The sequence below is a fragment of the Dictyobacter aurantiacus genome, assembly GCF_003967515.1.
GTDB classification, from domain to species: domain Bacteria; phylum Chloroflexota; class Ktedonobacteria; order Ktedonobacterales; family Ktedonobacteraceae; genus Dictyobacter; species Dictyobacter aurantiacus.
In genome coordinates, this window is the sequence record NZ_BIFQ01000001.1 from 5722781 (window position 1) to 5741041 (window position 18261).

Annotated in this window: 15 protein-coding genes; 7 read left to right on the forward strand and 8 right to left on the reverse strand. The window is 59.5% G+C overall.

Features of this window, described 5'->3' with window-relative positions:
• Positions 1-221 precede the first annotated feature (221 nt).
• Positions 222-653 (forward strand): hypothetical protein, encoded by a 432-nt coding sequence (locus KTT_RS23070; RefSeq protein ID WP_126598660.1) that lies wholly within the window; start codon positions 222-224, stop codon positions 651-653.
• 63 nt (positions 654-716) lie between these two features.
• Here the strand turns inward: KTT_RS23070 and KTT_RS23075 are convergent, their stop codons facing one another.
• The 3 genes from KTT_RS23075 to KTT_RS23085 form a co-directional block, all read right to left on the reverse strand.
• Positions 717-2729: a DUF5054 domain-containing protein gene (locus KTT_RS23075; RefSeq protein WP_160146066.1), complete on the reverse strand. Its 2013-nt coding sequence runs from the start codon at positions 2727-2729 to the stop codon at positions 717-719.
• A 290-nt stretch (positions 2730-3019) separates the two neighbouring features.
• Positions 3020-3838: an NUDIX hydrolase gene (locus KTT_RS23080; protein ID WP_126598664.1), complete on the reverse strand. Its 819-nt coding sequence runs from the start codon at positions 3836-3838 to the stop codon at positions 3020-3022.
• Between the two features lie 260 nt (positions 3839-4098).
• On the reverse strand, positions 4099-4791 hold the full coding sequence (locus KTT_RS23085; protein ID WP_126598666.1) for a Type 1 glutamine amidotransferase-like domain-containing protein: 693 nt from the start codon (positions 4789-4791) through the stop codon (positions 4099-4101).
• Between the two features lie 347 nt (positions 4792-5138).
• Between KTT_RS23085 and KTT_RS23090 the strand changes: the two genes are divergently transcribed.
• From KTT_RS23090 to KTT_RS36250, 3 genes are all read left to right on the forward strand, one after another.
• Positions 5139-5879 carry a DUF3592 domain-containing protein gene (locus KTT_RS23090; protein WP_126598668.1) on the forward strand — a complete coding sequence of 247 codons (741 nt, stop codon included), beginning with the start codon at positions 5139-5141 and terminating at the stop codon, positions 5877-5879.
• A 14-nt stretch (positions 5880-5893) separates the two neighbouring features.
• Positions 5894-7846: a S9 family peptidase gene (locus KTT_RS23095; protein ID WP_126598670.1), complete on the forward strand. Its 1953-nt coding sequence runs from the start codon at positions 5894-5896 to the stop codon at positions 7844-7846.
• A 402-nt stretch (positions 7847-8248) separates the two neighbouring features.
• Positions 8249-8395 (forward strand): HAD family hydrolase, encoded by a 147-nt coding sequence (locus KTT_RS36250; protein WP_160146067.1) that lies wholly within the window; start codon positions 8249-8251, stop codon positions 8393-8395.
• Here KTT_RS36250 and KTT_RS23100 read toward each other — a convergent pair.
• Positions 8377-8784: a nucleotide triphosphate diphosphatase NUDT15 gene (locus KTT_RS23100; RefSeq protein ID WP_126598672.1), complete on the reverse strand. Its 408-nt coding sequence runs from the start codon at positions 8782-8784 to the stop codon at positions 8377-8379. The two genes, KTT_RS36250 and KTT_RS23100, sit on opposite strands and share 19 nt — an antisense overlap.
• 456 nt (positions 8785-9240) lie before the next feature.
• On the opposite strand from KTT_RS23100, the gene KTT_RS23105 reads away from it, so the two are divergent.
• Complete coding sequence (locus tag KTT_RS23105; RefSeq protein ID WP_126598674.1) at positions 9241-9774, forward strand: COG4315 family predicted lipoprotein; 534 nt, start codon at positions 9241-9243, stop codon at positions 9772-9774.
• A 222-nt stretch (positions 9775-9996) separates the two neighbouring features.
• Entirely contained in the window at positions 9997-10701 is a 705-nt protein-coding gene (locus tag KTT_RS23110; protein ID WP_126598676.1) for a trypsin-like serine protease, read from the forward strand.
• Between the two features lie 141 nt (positions 10702-10842).
• Here the strand turns inward: KTT_RS23110 and KTT_RS23115 are convergent, their stop codons facing one another.
• On the reverse strand, positions 10843-12096 hold the full coding sequence (locus KTT_RS23115) for a cytochrome P450 (RefSeq protein WP_235845807.1): 1254 nt from the start codon (positions 12094-12096) through the stop codon (positions 10843-10845).
• A gap of 101 nt (positions 12097-12197) precedes the next feature.
• A complete protein-coding gene (locus tag KTT_RS23120; protein WP_126598680.1) occupies positions 12198-12446 on the reverse strand; it encodes a ferredoxin in 249 nt (82 codons plus the stop codon).
• Between the two features lie 491 nt (positions 12447-12937).
• Between KTT_RS23120 and KTT_RS23125 the strand changes: the two genes are divergently transcribed.
• Positions 12938-13582: a flavin reductase family protein gene (locus tag KTT_RS23125; RefSeq protein WP_126598682.1), complete on the forward strand. Its 645-nt coding sequence runs from the start codon at positions 12938-12940 to the stop codon at positions 13580-13582.
• A gap of 52 nt (positions 13583-13634) precedes the next feature.
• Here the strand turns inward: KTT_RS23125 and KTT_RS23130 are convergent, their stop codons facing one another.
• Together KTT_RS23130 and KTT_RS23135 are read right to left on the reverse strand one after the other, a co-directional pair.
• Positions 13635-15812: an ATP-binding protein gene (locus tag KTT_RS23130; RefSeq protein WP_126598684.1), complete on the reverse strand. Its 2178-nt coding sequence runs from the start codon at positions 15810-15812 to the stop codon at positions 13635-13637.
• Positions 15802-17964: an ATP-binding protein gene (locus KTT_RS23135; RefSeq protein ID WP_160146068.1), complete on the reverse strand. Its 2163-nt coding sequence runs from the start codon at positions 17962-17964 to the stop codon at positions 15802-15804. Before KTT_RS23135 ends, KTT_RS23130 begins: the two co-directional genes overlap by 11 nt.
• Between the last annotated feature and the right edge of the window lie 297 nt (positions 17965-18261).

An 18261-nucleotide genomic window follows, 5' to 3' on the forward strand; every position in this document is an offset into this window, starting at 1 on the left:
GAACGTGTAAATATGAATGGGTTGGCAAGGAGGGGACGTTTTCCTCGCACGGAATATGCGTTCTCGACAGTAATATATTGCCGGACTACATATTTATTTCCTGTTTGTGATGCCCTCGTTACCTGGAATGTGTGTATTTCTATGGACTGTTGGTGTAAAATGGGACATTACACGAAGCTTGTCCGATGTATACAGCACATAGGAATTAAAGGACGACGTCAATGAGAGAACAACTGGTTAAATTAGAAGATGTCAATGCTGATCTTCTTGAGCTTGTGCGTACGTCAGTGGAGATGAGCCTGGCCTCAATCGAGGGAGATGAGGATTTAATACCCGTCCTGAACATTAAGACGACGATGATCGTGTTGCAGGCCGATAGCCTGGACGAGGCACGCCAGGCCGTGCAGAACGTGTTAGATTCGAGCTCCGTTGAGCATGGGGTGCTGCTATACAATGACTACGCGACCATCGAGGGGGGCCTGCGCGCGCGGGCTCTGCTGGCGGAGGCGTATGAGCGCGACAAAGATATGTGCCTGCGTTTCGCGCAGTATTATCGTCCCTCGAAGCGAGCCGGGTTTCTCAATCGCGCTCAGCCTCTGGAGCGCATTGGAGAATTGATATTTATGCCCGCTTGCTCAAATGATTGCGCCTGAAGACAGCTAAACAGAGCAGCAAAAAAACAGGTGCTGGGCACCTGTTTTTTGCTGCTCTGTATTTTACTCCTCGAAGCGTAGGGTAAAGCGGAAGCGGGCATCTTCTTCATACCACATAGGGAAGTTGGTGCCCCAGATGTTGTTGTAGAGATTGAAGTGGACGCCTTGCTCCATGAGGGGTTTGCGATTGGTGAAGTTGAGGAGCGAGGGCTGGCCGGGGGCCAGCAGGGGCGCATCCAGCGTCTCTAATCTGAGATAGCCTCGTTCGTCGTTGTAGCGCACCCCCAGCTCGTCGACGGCGTGCAGCGTGCGATTTCCGTTGGATACGACCTCTAGCGGCGAGATCCAGTCCCCCAGCTTGTGCAGGTGCCAGATACCCTCGGGATAGACGCGGGGCTGGAACGAGAACCAGAGCGCCTCGGGCAGGCGATTGGCCTGTTTGTCAAACCACTGCAGCGTCATCTCGATGATCGGCTCGGCATCGGGCAGGCGCAGTTCGAGCGAGAGGGTGCGCGGCGCCCCGTATACCTGCCAGCTCCCAGCGGGCATCTCCAGTTCCAGCAGCACATGGCTGGCGTCCCCTGCGCGACGCGTGGAGAGTTTGGACAGCCTTGGGAGCCAACATTGATGTCGATCAATGGAATGCTCAATCCCCGGCTTGGTAAAATCCTTGAATGACCAGTCAAACGTCTCTTCTTTGTTGACCACGTACTGCTGCCAGAAGCGCTCGTAGTCATGCTGTGAGAATAACTCATACCAGAAACAGGCCAGCGTCTGCGGCCAGGCCGCCCAGACGCGATCGTTCGAGCGCTGGCGCAGATAGGCGATGGACCCGTACTCATCGAAGCCCAGCTCGAAGTGGCGCGTCTGCAGGAGCGCGGTGGGATCGTCCACGCGCTGAAAGCCGGTGGGATCGGGATGGTTTGCCCGCAGACGAGCCAGCTCCAGACGCGCCTCGCGTCCCTCCTTAGAGTCACCCAGGGCCTGGACCGCCGCCTGGATATAACTGCGCTGCTCGCGCCACGACGACTCGAATAGCTGCCAGCGCGCCTCCTGCCGCAGTGCGCGCACATCGGCCGGCAGGTAATGGTCGTAGTCATCCAGGTAGGTCTTCTCGTCCAGGCCCCACGTGTGCTCGGGAATCTGCAGCAGCGCGTTGCTCATCCGCTGATAGGACGCATCCGTCTCGCGCAGGCGTCCCTCGCGCATCCAGCGCCGACGCAGCCGGCTCAAGGCGCGGAACTGGGCCACCTTCAACGGATCGCTGCCCACGCCATGAATCCAGGTATCACCCAGCTCGCAGCTCAGCGTTGGAAACTGAGATCTGAAGGGAAGGAGCTCCAGCGCGAAGGCATCCAGCGTGGATGCGAAGATCTCGGCCTGCGGAAAGCGCTCACGCAGCTGGGCGAAGATAGCCAATACCTGCTCGACCGTCTGCGGTCCCATATTGTCTTGCGTATGGGCGAAGGCCAGCGCCAGCCGCGTACCCGGTACCAGCGTCAGATCGCCATAGGAGCCGGGTTGATACATCACCAGCAGCTCGTGTCCGCTGCGCGCGTGCCAGTTGAAGATGGTGGGCACGTCGGGCGGCGTAGAGGCCGCGTTGACGCCAATGTGCAGGAACTGGATGCCCGCCTCTGCCAGCAAAGGAACGATCGCGCGCGTATGTCCCGGCACATCGCTCATCTTGCTCGCCACCGTCGTCTTGCCGAAGCGCCGATCCAGCTCCTGTGAGATGCTCAGGCCATACTCGAACAGCGAAGTATCCAGCAGCTCGCTATGCAGCGTAAAGGGGAGACCATGCCAGGCCAGGTCTCCCATGGCGATGGCCTCCTCGATGCCTGTACGCTCCGACGCCATCGCCTGTGCCAGATACTCGGAGAGAATCCAGGAGCCGGTCGTCCAGATAAAGCCTTCCGGCCCCCCACGCTCACGCAGCTGGCGCGCGGTCTCCAGCGCCTGGGGAAAGAACGACGTAAAGTAGCGCTGTCTGACAGCTTCAGCCAGCTCGGTAAAGCCCGCATCCAGGTGGGTCTTGAAGACCACGTGGATGCGCAGTGGGCCCGCAGGTTGCATAGGGATGCATCTCTTTTCTAGGGCATTACTAATGTATCTGACTCTCGTCAGCGTGGGGCTCGTGAGTGCCCCCGCCCGCGCGTCCGCTACGCGGCCGCATCGGTTTTTTATGTTGGTGCATGAGGCGCGCATGCGCCCCATGCACCAACATAAACTTATCTGGGGTAATAATACAATAAAAAAAGATAAAAGTATTAATCAAAAATAAAAAAAAAACATCGGTAGTTGAACCACTGCGGGATTCAGCTACCGATGGTGCATGTGATGATGCCCAACGATGGTATGGATTTTCAGGTGTGGGAGGTGAACAGGCGAAGCAGGTGCTGGATGGTGAAGTGGATATCGTCGGGCGCGGGCAGTTCCAGCACCCTGGTCAGCTCGATCCACTGCCCCTCAAACTCGGCCCCATGCTGGCGCTCGCCCTCGGGGTGGCAGAGATAGATGAAGTCGTGGTGGTAGTGGGTATCGATATCCTCTAGCAGGACCTGGTAGGGAACGGGGAGCAGCTCGGCCTCGCCCAGCCGTGTGCCCACACCCTCGGGCTGGTGGATGAAGCGCACGCGATAGCCGGTCTCCTCAAACACCTCGCGTGCCACCGCCTCATGCGGAAACTCGCCCTCATCGATATGCCCCCCCGGCGGGAACCAGCGACCATCCCCTTTCAGGATCATCAGTACCTTCTTATAGTCTTCACTCAGCACATAGGCAGTGGCTGTGTAGTCGAAGCTGTGGCGTGGGCGGCCGCTGCTCTGGGCGTTGATGACGCGGCGGCGACTCTGCTCGGCCAGGATGATGCCCTGCACCTGCCGGAAGAGATCTCCGGCATCCAGCACATAATCGACGTAATTGCTTATAGTCATGTTGTCCTGAAGCAGTGCGAGGTGCCGTACATTGTCGGGATAGTTCTTGCGCCAGCGGGCGGCCGTGCGCGCGTCGCAGAGGGCCAGCGTATCCTGTCCCGCCAGCATGACCTGCTCGGCGCTGGCTATGTCCAGGGTCGCCGGCTTCAGGGATGGGAGCGCCTGTAGCCAGCGCGCCTGCATCTCCCGCGGCTGCGCGTCCGCCGGGGACACGAGAAAGAGGAGGCCGCGCCTCTTGCCTTCAAACATAAAAAATCCTTTATTGCATGATCAAAAAGATGGAAAGTGGGTTCTTGCTCAGTGTAGCGCAACCCGCTGATCATGGCAACCTTATGACGTGTTCTCGCCAAAAAAGCGGCACATCGTAACGCTATGTGGGATCGCTTCAGACCTGAAATGACCAGAGCGACAAGGCCGACCTCATCCCACACGGCATTACGATGTGCCGCTTATAGCGAAATCCGCAGTCAACAAACCAGTGAGGAAGCCGACTTGCGGATGTACTTGCTCTAGGGCACAAACCGTTTCCACTGGCCCTCGGAGATGACGTTGACGACGCCATCAACCACCTGTATGGCGGTCTGATCGTCGATCAAGTAAGACGGCATCGGCATGCCCGCGGCCCATTCTTCAGCGTTGGCCATGCAATTGTCCGGCAGATCGGGATTATCCAGGTGCGGAAATATCGCGAAATCAACCAGTCCCAGCGTGCTATCGCCACCGGTGGGTGGCCTCCAACGGACGAAGTCCTCCCCGATGCTGGGGGCCATCACCATGCTTCCTGCGCTCAGTCCCACATAAACCATCTCGCGCGGAAGCTCCGGCAGGAGGTCGGCCAGCCCGGATTGCCGCATCCAATAGCACAGATACAGGGGATCGCCGCCTTCCACCAGCAGGGCGTCCGTCTCCCGGACCCGCTGGTGCCAGCGCTCTTTATCGATATTGGACAGCGCGGCGAGCTCCAACACGCCCCACGACTTCCATCCCATATGGCACATGGAGACGTATCCCTCGGAGAATGGAGGGGTTTTGGTATCTCCGCTGATCAGCCGGGCGATCATGGTCGGACCATTGGTGTTGGCGTGCAGCGCGGTGGGAATGTACAGGGCGCTGCACTCGGAAATAGGTTTGCCCAGCAGATCAACCAGGGCGTTGCGAATGCTGTCGTTGCTGATGCCACCCGAGGTAAGCAGAAATTTCATGATGGTTTCCTTTCCAATTCTGATCATATGCAAGACATTCTATCTTCTTAGCGGACAAAAAACTTCTCCCATCTTGCTCTTATGGCCATGCAGCATTACTACCGCGCGCAGGCTTTAGAGAGTATTTGACTTCCGTCATGTTAGGGGCACTTGCGCGCCACCGCCCGTGCGTCCGCTATGCGGCCGCACTGCACCAATACACAATGGACTCATAAGCGCTGCGGGTAGCTTTATCGTTTTGGGTGCGCAATAAAAAGAGCTGATCGCAGCGTCTTTATAGAGTGGGATCTCTAAATAAGTGCCTGTAATGCCGATCATGATGGTCTGGCAGGGAAGGAAGCGAGCAGATGCAATTCTCAATTAGAAGACGTTCTTATCGGCGGGGGAATCCGCTGCTGGCTGGCATAATCTTCTTTTTTGTAGGACTGATCTTTACTATCGTCGGTGCCGCGTTCTGGTTTAGCAACCAGAGTTTTATGGTTGGCACCGTTTCAACCACCGGACAGATCGTGTCGTGTCACTATTCGAGTAGTAGCTCGGACGCGATCGCCTCGTCTGGCAGCACCTGCAAGCCGACCATTACCTTTACCACGCAGGCGGGCCAGAAAATCACCTTTACCTCTTCAATCTCGTCCAGCTCGTATAATCCAGGTGACAACGTCACGGTGAGCTACCATCCCGCGACCCCGGCCGATGCGCGCGTCAGCGATTTCGTGAGCCTCTGGCTCCTCCCGCTGATCTTCGGGGGCCTGGGGATAATCTTCTTGATCCTTGGCCTCGGCCTGGCAGTGGTCCCTCTGCTGCTCAAGCTGCTGCTGATCCGGGGAACGACCAACAATACTGCCAGCTATGCGGGGGCGGGACCATATAACAATAGCTACACCGGGGTCGAGTATAATAATAGCTATCCAGGAGCCGGACAGTATAATACTAGTTCTACCGGAGCTGAACAGTATAATAGCTACACCGGCAATCAGCCGTATAGTGGATTTGCTGAGGGGGAACGGTATAATAACGCTCCCAAGGATGAGACGGCAGATAGCTATTCAGAGGAGAAAAATAGCTATCCCAGGGATGAACAATTCTAGATAAGGATGTGTATATGTCTGATTTGAGCGCCGAGCAGGTAGTCGATATCGCCAGACCGGGAGGGATCGAGCTTTCCGCTGATGGGAGCCGGGTCGCGTATGTCGTGAGTACAGGTGGCAAGAAGGATGAGCACGGCGTCAGCGCGCTGTGGGTCGCCCCCATCGATGGTTCCGCGCCGCCCCGGCAGTTTACCAGTGGCGAGAGCAAGGAGAGCAGTCCACGCTGGTCGCCCGATGGACGCCAGCTGGCCTTCCTCTCGGATCGCGCCGAGCGGGGCACTGCCGCATTGTACCTCCTGCCGATTGATGGTGGCGAGGCGCGGCGGTTGGGCGATAAGGAGAGCAAGCGAGAGGTGAAGCAGTTTGCCTGGTCGCCGGGTGGCGGGCAGATCGCCTTCAGCAGCGCCGACGAGCCGGACGAGGAGGAGGAGCGGCGCGAGAAAGAGCGCGACGACGCCAATGTCTATGGCGAGCGGCTGCAGTACGCGCGGCTGCGCCTGCTCTCGCTGGCCTCCAACGAGGTCACCACGCTGGTCAGTCAGGAGCGGCACGTGGCCGACTTCGTCTGGCATCCCCGGGGGACCGAGCTGGCGTACGTCACCTGGCAGACCCCTGAGCTGGAATCGATGGCTCACGAGCACGTCATTGAGCGCATTCCAGTGGCCGGAGGAGAGCCGCAGGTCGTCTGCCGCTGGTCCGGTATGGTCAACAACCTCACCTGGTCCGAGGACGGCAAGGTGCTCTTCTTCATCGGCTCCGCCACGCGCAAAGCGCAGTCCTCCATGGTGGTCTACTGCGTCGATGCCGAGGGAGGCGAACCACGGCGGCTGGCCGGTGGCGAGACCAACTGTATCTATTATCTGTACCCGCTGCACCATCAGCAGCAGGTCGCCATCGCCGCCGTCGAGGGCCTCTCCCTCAACCTGTATCGGCTGGATGGACAGAGCGGCGAGCTGAGCCGCATCTTTCCCAGCGAGGAAGAGTCACGGCGCGAGGATTCGGCCTTTGACGCGGCGGACGTGCGCCAGCTGGAGGATGGTCGTGTTGCTGTGGCCATGGCGCGCGGCAGCAGCGTCCAGCCGCCTGAGGTCTGGGCAGGCATTGGTGGCGCCGGAGAACCCTTGAAAGAGCTGCGGCAGCTATCCACGCACAACGCGGGGCTGGCGGGCATCTCCTTTGTGCAGCAGGAAGCTTTTTACTGGACCGCCTCCGATGGTCTGAAGCTGGACGGCCTCTTGCTGAGGCCGCCAACCGCCGTCGAGGGGGAGCGACTCCCCACGGTGGTTCTGGTGCATGGCGGACCATATGGATGCTGGATGGCAGGCTTCAACCTCTCCTGGGGCAAGTGGGCGCAGTGGCTGGCCCTGGCGGGCTACGCCGTCCTGATGCCCAATCCCCGTGGTGGGTCCGGACACGGCGAGGAGTTCGCTGCCGCCGCACTGGGGGATGTGGGAGGGGCCGACTACGGCGACGTCATGGCGGCCGTCGACGCCGCCATCGAGCGCGGCATCGCCGATCCCGAGCGCCTGGGCATCGGAGGCTGGAGCCAGGGAGGATTCATGTCGGCCTGGGCCGTTACCCAGAGCGACCGCTTCAAGGCCGCCATAATGGGGGCCGGCGTCTCCGACTGGGGCCTGATGGTGCAGACCAGCGACCTGCCCGACTTCGAGCAAGAACTGGGCCGCACCGCTCCCTGGGATGGATTGGAGGCGCAGCGCCACCGTGAGTTGAGCCCGATCACCTTCGCCAGCCGCGTCAAGACTCCTGTTCTGATCCTGCATGGCGAAAACGACGCCCGCGTACCCGTCAGCCAGGCCATCGGCTTCCACCGCGCCCTGCGCCACTACCAGGTCCCGACCGAGATGGTCCTCTATCCACGTGAGCCACACGGCATCGGCGAGCGCGCCCACCAGCTCGACCTGCTCCGGCGCGTCCGCCGCTGGTACGACCGCTGGCTCCGCGCGTGATGGGAGGGTTCGCAAGCAGCCAGGCAACCTCATGAGGTTTCACAAAATTAAGAAGGGGTAAAAATCGTTTGCCAGAACACGAATATATCCCGTAGGCGGCATAGGATTGCGATCTTTTCGAGATGCTGGTTTGCTAACCCGGAAGCAATCCGGCCTTGTGCATGCCGCGTGCTCGCCGTCGTCACGTCCCTCCGAAGTGATCACGTGGAAGATCGCGACGTGCAAGCCAGCATGCCGTACGTGAACGGGGGCGGCATGCACAAGGCCGGATTGCTGCATTTCGTGTGCCCTGCGTGTCGTTCAATGCGCAATCCTATGCCGCCTACGGGGATATGTGTTCGTGTTCGCGGAACATACTCCATTATGAATCATTCTTGTTTTTGAAATATGAGGATTCCCCCAATGGTGTGCAAGGCGGTCAGGCGCGCTGGCCTCTTCTGCGTTGCCATCCCCAATCCCTTAACGCGGCACCTCGCGTTTGAGCAGGCCGATCTGCGACTGCCCTCGCTGGCACATTTCTCGCTAGCGGATTATTGCGATGGGAGATAGCCCTGGGCGAGCAGGTGTTGGAGCGGCAGGAATCGCGGGGTGGGCAGGTCGTTCCAGGTGAACCAGCCGACCTCGGACATCTCGCGGGCAGAGTTGACGCGCGCCTCTCCCGACACATATGTCGCCTCCATCCAGATGGTCACATAGTGCTTGCCCTCTTGCTCGAAGATATCGTTGGTGATGGTGCGGAAGATTGGATTGGCGATCAGCACGCCCACCTCTTCCTGCGCTTCGCGGATGGCGCACTCCTGCGGCGACTCCCCGTACTCCAGGTGACCACCGGGCATCGACCACGTCCCATCTCCATGCGAATTGCGGCGCTTCATGAGCAGAACGCGGTCACCGTTTTGGATGATCACCCCTACGCCGACAGCGGGTCGGTTTAACATAACTTTTTCCCTCCAATGCTCCTGTTTTTTTACCATAAGTATTATAAGGGGAGTGATGTCCTCTTGCCAGTAGCAGCCGGGGCGAAGTGCGCAATTTTTTCCATGGCTGGAGTATTTTTGGTGTTTTGGAAGAAACAATTTTTCCAGGGTAACACAATGGAACCTTTTTTAGGCATTGCCGTGAGAGCGCATATGTGGATAAGGCCATATATAAGGGCATAGCAGATAAAAAAGCATTTTGTGAAGTATTTCACATACATGCGCCTGTAGGTAATGTTATCATTAACCAGTAGGCACTATATTCTTTTGTTTGCATCAGGAGACGCAGTGGAAAGGAGAATGTTTCTCGCCGTGATCCTTTAATCCACGCAGACGTTTTTGGATGCCCATATCTCCTCTGTGTCTATTGAAAACCTCTCTTTTAAAACTTATGTACAAACTCAGGAGAAAAACACTATGCGTTTGAAAACCCTCTTTGTTAGCCTGGGTCTCGCTCTGATGCTGGTTGGAATGCTGGCGGTCTGCGAGTCCACTCCCTCGATGGCCAGCACCTATACAGCGGTCTCGGCGTCCCATGTATTGACGAATGGCAATGTAGCACGAAAATCCTCGTCTTCAGTTGTGGTCTCGGTGGGCGAGGTTCCATCCCACCAGGCTGTAGGGAGCACAATTACCGTGCTGACCACGATCAAGGGCATGACGTTGTATCTCCATGAGTGGCAGGGGGCAAGCGGCTTTAGTTGTGATGGCACCTGCGCCAAAACCTGGCATCCTCTGCTCTATAAAGGCACAGGCACTCCGACCTCTACTACGCCACTTCCCGGCAAACTGAGTGTAGGTACCGACTACCTCGGGCGCCAGATGGTTTTCTACCAGGGCTATCCTCTCTACACCTATGCTGGTGATAAGAAACCTGGTGAGGACAATGCTCCGCTGGCTGATAATTCGCCCTGGCAGCTCGCCATCCCCAGCATCCCCACCGGTCTGTAGAAAATAGTTCTTCGCATCAAGCGGGAGCACAGTTTCCCCCTGGCGTAATATCACGCCAGGGGAAACTGGGCCGTAGGCTCTCCAGGTAGTGACTTTGATCAGCTGGCTCCCCCAGGCGAGGCGCTTCCCAATAAGGTAAAGATTGGCATATGCAACATTCCTCATGAAATTGAGATATGTGTATTTTTATTCTTGAATTGCTTTTTATATGGAGAATGTATAATGATCATTCGGCATGATCGCTCTGACCGGGAGAGCCTGGTCGATGCCGCGCAGTGGCCGGGGATCACCAGCTTTTTTCGTGGCCACAGTGCCGCCTCGCTGATCGCCCCCACATGGCTGCTGACGGCGGCCCATGTGGCTGTCTCTATCCCGACCGATCACCCTTTGAGTGTTGAACTGGGTGGGGCGCGCTATCGGCTGGGCAGGGTTGTGATACACCCCGACTTCCGGCACGAATGGACGACCGAGTCGGAGTTGGCGGGGGGGACCGTTGATCTGGCGCTGGTCGGATTGGCGGCGCCTGTAGAGGGGATTGACCCCTTCGCGCTCTACGAGCATGATGATGAACTTGGACAAGAGGTGCTGATGCTGGGGTCGGGCGAATGTGGCAATGGCAGGCGTGGAGCAATGGGCTCAGACCGGCATCTCCGCCGCGCTACCAATCGAGTCGATGAGGTCGATGAATACTGTCTGAAAATGGGCTTCGAGGCTCCGCCGCTGGGAACGGAGCTGGAGGGAGTGTGTGGGCGCGGCGACAGTGGCGGTCCCGCCTTCATCCGGCGCGACTCTCGTCTATACCTGGCCGGTGTCAGTTCCTGGCAGCGACTGGATGGCCGCCCGCTTGGGACGTATAGCTGCGTCGAGCATTTTGCCCGCGTATCCCGTTATATCAACTGGATAACCACGATGATCAATGGCGGATGAGTAGCCGGAGTCAGGTCATGGAGCAGATCATGCGGCACCTACGTTGAACATATCGGGTCTTGATCGTCATTCTTCGCATGTGTATGTTTGAAGGGGCATAACTGTCGTTACGCCCCTTCCCGCGCCAGGGGATGGTGTGTTTTACCAGGCCACGGGTAAATTGGAGGGTCCAAACGTCAGGGTTTCATCCGCGCGCCAGGGGACTCTCTCGGGAGGCACCGCCAGGCGGATCGTCGGCAGCCGCGTGAGCAGGGTTTCCCACAGCACCTGCAGCTCCATGCGGGCGATCTGTTGTCCCAGGCAGGCATGGATGCCGCGTCCGAAGCTCAGGATAGGTTTGATCTCGCGATCAAAGCGAATCTCATCGGGATCGGCAAAGACGGCCGGATCATAGTTAGCGGCGACCGCCGACAGGAAGACCACCTCCCCGGCGGGAACGGTCGTCTCGCCAAACTGGACGGGCTCGCGCGTGATGCGCGGTCTGCCATGTCCGATCGGGGTGACGCGCAGCAGTTCTTCGATCGCGCTTCCCCACTGCTCGGGCTCCCTGATCTGTGTGCGTAAGCGTGCGAGCAGTTCGGGATCTTGCAGCACGATGAAGGCCGAATTGGTGAAGGTGGTGCTCACCGTCTCAAAGCCAGCGATGATCATCCCCATGGCAAAGGAATACATCTCGGACTCCTTCATCACGTGATCCCCCTGCTGTTGCGCGCGCACGAGCAGGCCCAGCACGTTATCTGCAGGCTCCTCTTGTGCCTGTGTGATGATCGGCGTCAGATACTGCCTCAGCTTCATGGCCTGCGCATAGCGCTCCTGAGGACTGGCCACCGTTGACAGGGCGATGCGCGCCGACTCGCGCAGGAATCTTTCCTCCCGCTGCGGGATGCCCAGCATCTCGCAGAGGACCGTCATCGGGGTCTGGATGGCATAGTCCTCGAACAGGTCGGCGGGCGGCCCCGAACGCTCCATGGCATCCACCAGCGCGTGCGTCACCTCGACAACGCGCGGACGCAGCTTATTGGCGGCCTGCACCGTAAAGGCCTGCGTAACCACGCGCCGCAGCTTATTGTGCCGGGCATCGGAGACCGAAAAGAGTGAATCGTTGCTGGCGCTTGTCCCCGTAACGTCGCCTGCTTCCATGCGCGGAACATCGCCATCCGAACGCAGGATTGGAGCGCATTTGGGATCGCCGAAGGCTTTGGCGATATCCTGGTAACGTGTAGGCAGAAATGCATCGCCGCCATAGGGCATATGCACCCTGGCCACCGGGCACTCATTGCGCAGGCGCTCATACTCCGCAGGGATGCTCAGACTATGGGGAGCAAACGGAAATGGGTAGTTCGGGATATCTTGCTGTTCAGTTTCAACGTTTGGTGTGATAGGTTCTTGACTCATATATCCTTTCCAATCCATCGGGTCACCAGCACATGGCTGGATGGCTGTCGGTCGCCCTTTACCACTCTGATTCAATTGATATCAAAAGCCCGCGAGAACTTTTACTCCTCTACCTCCCGATCATCGGCGGTCACTGTCAGTTCCGAGGTATTCTCCTCATCCTCAATGACAAAGACCTCGGCCGGGCACGCTTCGGCCGCGTACCTGACCTTCTGCAACAATTCCAGGGGTGGATGTTCCTGCAGGATCTCAACCGTGCCATCACTCTCGCTCTGGGTAAAGACCTGGCCGCAGGCCAGTACGCAAGATCCACTGGCGATGCACTTTTGGGTCAGGGCAATGACGCGCATCTTCTCAGTCCTTCCTTTCACCGTGTCATGTACCTGTACGGGTACATTCTTCATTGCTTTACTTAACTTATTAGAAGGGATCGACGGGTTCGATAGCTCTTCGTAGATGTAACATTCACCTCTATAGATTATATGCTACAGCAACGTTGTTTTGCTCGCGCATGCCGTTCCAACGGGTCGACGCATGGGGTGGATATCTTTTCTTTTTTTGCACGTTATACTGTGCTCAATTAAATTGTGCACAATTTAATTGAGGGCCACCTATGCCGCCAAAAAGAGAAACAGGTCGGGTGGGTGTGGCGCGCTGATGCTGGTGTGGGCACATGGGATGGAACGGTGAAAATTTGGAGCGCAAGAAGCGGATAGGTATCTGATGGCTGATGCATTATGCTTGCTGCATGAAATACGGCGCTTCCGCGCTGATCGGGTGATGAAGAGTGAGGATAGGGGGTGGATGTGCCGTGAGCAGATATATGAATGGGAGCATGAAGATGCATAGGGTGATTGAACCGCATATCCTCTATTTTGGTACGCCGGTGGTCTTGATCAGTACGCGCAACGTGGATGGCTCACCGAACCTGGCTCCGATGTCGTCGGCCTGGTGGCTAAACCAATCGTGTATGCTGGGGATGAGTGGCAGATCGATGACGGTGGAGAATCTGCTGCGCGAGCGGCAGGGCGTCCTCAACCTGCCTTCGGCGGACCTGGTGGCGGCCGTCGATCGACTGGCTTTGACCACGGGGCGCGATCCGGTGCCGGAGAGCAAGCAGCACATCGGTTATCGCTATGAGCCTGATAAATTTGGCGTGGCTGGACTGACGCCGCAGCCGGCGGACCTGGTGAACGCGCCGCTGGTGGCCGAGTGCCCGGTGCAGTTGGAGGCGCTGGTTGAGCGGGCGTACGGCTTTGACGAGCAGAACGGGAGTATCCAGGCGATTGAGATGCGCATCGTGCGCGTTCATATCGACGAGCAGCTACTGATCCCCGGCACCGATCACTACATCGATCCCGAGAAATGGAATCCCTTGATTATGAGCTTCTGCGAATTTTTCGGGCTGAGCGGAAAGCTGCATCCCTCGCGGCTCGAATCCGCGTTCTATGGCGCCAGCACGGCGCGTGAGCTGGCCGGTAAATAGTGTCCGCCCGCCTGCATCCATTCATACACCTGGATGCAGACAGGCGGGGATATTATTCGGTTGGATTCGTGTTTTGTCCAGCGGTCATAACGGCGGCCAGCACGGCGTCGAAGGGGGCTTCCAGCGGCGTGTCGCGTGTGGGTAGTTGCTGCCCATCGCTGAGCACCAGGGCGCGCAGGGCATCGAGAAAGTCGGCGATGGGTCTGAGAGGCTCGTGTTTGCGCAGATCGATGGTCATCAGCCGGTAGCGCAGGGCCAGGTTGGCCAGGCGTGTGGGACGGTTCTCATCGTAGTGGCGCAGGGCGCGCACCGCCTTCTGGGACATCTGCTCGACCAGAAAGTCGAGTGGCGAGGACTCGGGATGGAACCAGATGGGGGTCTGTGCCATCTCGGCGGTCTGGCTGATGAGCGAGACGTAGGTAGGGGCGACCAGGGCCTCGGCCTCCGCGACGCTGGCCCCGCGCGTCAGGGCGGCGAAGCCCCGGACGATGGTGGCCGGTTCGAGCGCCTGCTCGGGGATATCCGGTTGCTGCTGGCGCAACTGCTGGATGTGTTGCTCGATCTCGCGCGCGCTTTCATCCATCGAGCGCGCCCACTGCTCGCGCTCGACCGGCTCGACCTGGTCCGAGAAGCGCAGGATCAGGGCGGTCATGCTGCCGTTGTGGTTGAGCCAGGAATAAAAGTTGTCCTGTGAGCCCCCATTTTCTGGCTCCGGCTCGACCACTGGCTGGCCCGCGATCTCCGCCCGCAGGCAGCGAATGATCCACTGCCAGCGCTCGGGCGGCATATCTTTGAGCAGGGGGGTGAGCCAGGAAGGAGGACCCGCCTCGCTGGCGCTCAGGGCCGCCTCCACCGCGCCATCGGGCAGGCGTTCGTTCAGATTACTCAGGACCCCCAGCGCGTCCTGCCGCTCTTCCTGGGACAGCTTCAGCAGGCGCTCAAGGGCCGCGCTGAAGATCAGGTAATCGATGCCGGCGCGCATCTGTTCGTGATTGCCATACCAGCGGCCGATGCGAGACAGGGTGACGCAGGTATCGCTGAAGTGATGCCGTTCGATATGGGCGCGCAAGAGCTCCTCCATGGCCGTCAGCTCGTTGCGGTCAACCTGCTCGGCCGTCAGCGCCTCCTGTCCCTCGCTCTCAGGTGGCAGGGGTTCGCGCCCAAATGAGGCCAGGCGCTCAGCGAGGTCCTGCGACGTTGGGGGAAGCTGTCCGACGGCGCGGGCCGCGACCGCCAGCGCCGACTCTGGCTGTGTCAGAGCGTGCGTGCGGGCCAGCTCGGCCGCGTAGAGGGCGGTATCGGCGGCATCGCGGTAGCGCCCCAGCTCAAGATAGAAGCTGGCGGCTCGCGTCAGGAAGTCCAGCGCCTCCTCTTTCTGCTCGGCCGCCGCCGCGATAAAGCGTCCTTCGACCTCCAGCTGGCGCGCGAGCAGGTAGGTGCCCCCATACGACTTGAGCAGCTGGCGCCCCTCGTTGAGTGCTTCGGAGGCCCGTGGGTAATTCTTCTGCTCGACATAGACCTGAACCAGGCTCAGCGTGGCGCTGAGATAGCTGTCCGCCTGCTTGTGGCTGCTGGCCAGATTGCGGGCCTCAAGATAATGCATCTCGGCCTCATCCCACTTGCCGATCAGGGCATATTTATCGCCGAAGCCTTCTACCAGGCTGGCGTGCCGCCGTTCCGACAGCGACGCCCGGGTCTGGTTGAGCCAGTGCTCGGCCTCCTCGGTGCGTCCGGAGGCCGCAGCGGTGCGGGCCAGGTTGGAGCGCGCGCAGGTCGCGCAGGGATGGCGCCGGGGGAGCTGCGCCAGCACGTCCTGTGAGTTCTCCACGATCTCCTGATAGTAGCCAGCGGCGTCCATCGAGACATAGCACTCGACGATATCGTGGTAGGCGCAGATGCGCTGTGGCACATCGCGCACCTGCGGGTCCGTGGCCAGGGAAAGCAGATCCACCGCCTCGGGCAGGGCGCGCTTCACCTGTTGCTGACTCAGCCAGAGCTGCAGACGCCAGTGGCGCAGGTGCAGCTCCCATTTCAGTTCCCTGGTCTCCCGGGCCGCCTCCAGCGCCTGGTTGATCGCCAGCTCGGCCCCGATATGATCGCTGTGATAGTTGCGCCAGAAATCATAGTAGCCTTCCAGGATTGCCTGCCAGCGGCCCCCTTTCTTCTCCAGCCGCTTCTCATCACTTTCTATCCAGGCCCAGATATTGGTTGGATCGCCGCTATTGAGCATCGTTATTTTCCTCCTCATGTGCCCGCGTCGCGCGCGTATTTCTGGCATCCGTCAACGAGAGTATCGATCCCGTCTGTGTGGCCGGTTGGCGCCGCAATTCCTCGCAGATCGTCGCCAGCAGGAGTGGTGAGATGCGCAGTCGCTCGGCCACCTGCTGAACGTTGGCGGCCAGCAGCCCCTCCACCGTCTCATATTCCGCGCTCAGGCGTCCCGCCGCCTCGGGATGCAGGCCGAGGGAGGTCAGCATCACGCTCGTCAACGCGTGCTGTCCGTCCGGGACGCCACCGTCCAGGCCGGCCAGGCTGGACAGGGCGGTATTGATCTGCTCAAAGCAAGCGATCGCATCCTGCGCCGACAGATTCTGGCCCGCGAACATGCGCGCGTTGGCCACCAGGATGCTGAGCAGGGCCGTAAAGCCAGGATGCGCGGGTCCCAGGTCGCGGATGCGCCGCAGCAGGGGATTGCGCGCGTTCAGGTGCAGCACACCCTTCATCACCGCTTCGTCGACCTGTTGCCGCTCCAGGAAGCCACGCACCAGCGAGCGAATGGGGCCGACGAAGCGCCCCTCTTCCATATTATGCTGCGCGCGGCGTATCTTTTGTGCTCCTGCCGGATAGAGCAGGATCATCGGCAGGTGCTCAGGCTCATAGGCCAGCAGGCGCACCGGAAAGCCCTCGGCGCGGCAGGCCTCGACCAGGGCCTGCCAGCGCTGCTCGGGATCCTCAACCGGCGCGAATAAATAGCTGGCCGACGGCGTCAGCTCTTCAACCGGGACCCCGTAGATCTGCCCATAGGCCTTGAGGAAGGCGGTATCGGCGAACCAGCGGGCATCGATCACCGCCAGCCGGCGCGCCTCAAACAGGGCCAGGGCTTGCGTTACCCCATCTTCATTATCGTAGTAGAAGATGCGACCGGGATTCTCGCGCAGATACTCCGGCAGCGTCAGCTCTCCCCGGCTGGTCTTGAAGCTCACCAGGTCGGCCACGCGTGTAAATAGCTCGGGTGCGCGTACCGACCAGCCCTTGATCAGGTCGTTATGCGCCTGCACGATGGCCTGCCAGTCCAGTGGAGCGTGGTCCGCTAAGTGCTCAAAATGGGCGAAGAGTGCCTTCTCCAGGGCCGCCTGTACCGCCGCGAACAGCTCATCATGGCGCAGCGTCTCGCGGCTGGCCGTGGGATTGAGGGAAGGGCAATCGATGATCCCGCTTACGAAGCGTGCCCAGGCCGGCAGCAGATCGCGCTCGCGCTCGGTAATCAGCATGTGACGTACATAGACCGTGACATCTCCATACTCCTGAATCGACACGATCGAGCGCGGCGGCACAAACAGGACCCCGCGCAACGGGATGAGCGTCCCATCCTCGGCTCGCACATCGCTTAGCGGCAGCACCGTCAGCGGGCGCACCGAAGTACGCTCCTCGATCCAGGCCATGTAGCGGGCCGTGCGGGCAACGCGCGGCTCTTCATCATCGTCATCGCTGTCCACCAGCCATGGAGCGGGCGCGTTATTGACCGGGGTCGCGTCCTCGCCTACATAGATCGGGATCGGCAGGAAGGCCGCGTACGACTTGAGCACCGGGCGTAGGATGCTGGCATCCAGCAGGAAGCGGGCATCCTCGCGCAGATCCAGCAGTACCGTCGTCCCGACCGCCGCGCGCGTCGCCTGGCGCAAGGCGTAGCTCTGCCCGCCCTCCGAGATCCAGCGCCATGCCTCGGTCGGCGCCTGATAGCTACATGTCGTAATTTCGATGCGTGAGGCGATCATAAAGGATGAGAGCAGGCCCAGGCCGAACATCCCGATCAGGTCCAGTGCCTCCTCGCGCCGCGCGTTGCCGAGCCGCTCGCGCAGCTCGCGTGTATAGCCGCGTCCCACCGTCGCCAGGAAGACCGTAATCTCGTCACGGGTCAGGCCTGATCCATTATCTTCGATCAATAGCTGCTGATTGGCGCTGTCGATGGAGACCGTGATTTTCGGCGTATACTCGCGTGCCACGTGCGTGTCCTCCTGTCGACGTCGCACGCAGGAATCGTGGGCATTTTGAATTAATTCGCGCACCGCTACGCGCGGATCAGAATACAGGTGTTCGCCCAATACCTTGAGCAGGCCAGGTAGATGGATGTCAACCGGGAGGATCTCAATTTCTTCAGGCATGTAGTTGTACCCTAAAACAGTAATTTTACGATAGTTCAAAGAAAAGCATAGTAATGTGCTAACTATACCATAGTTGAGGTAATACGGCAAAGCCGTTTTTTTAATCTCTGGTGGGGACTTGAGCGCCCCCACACGGGCGTCCGCTGCGCGGACGCACTGGTTTTTTATGTTGGTGCATCGCGTGCGCATTCGCGCACGCGATGCACCAACATAAAACGGACGTGTGAGTGCCGCAGGCGATGATTCTGAGAGTTAGACAAGCTCATGATCATCGCCTGCGGCACGCCTGAGCTTTCG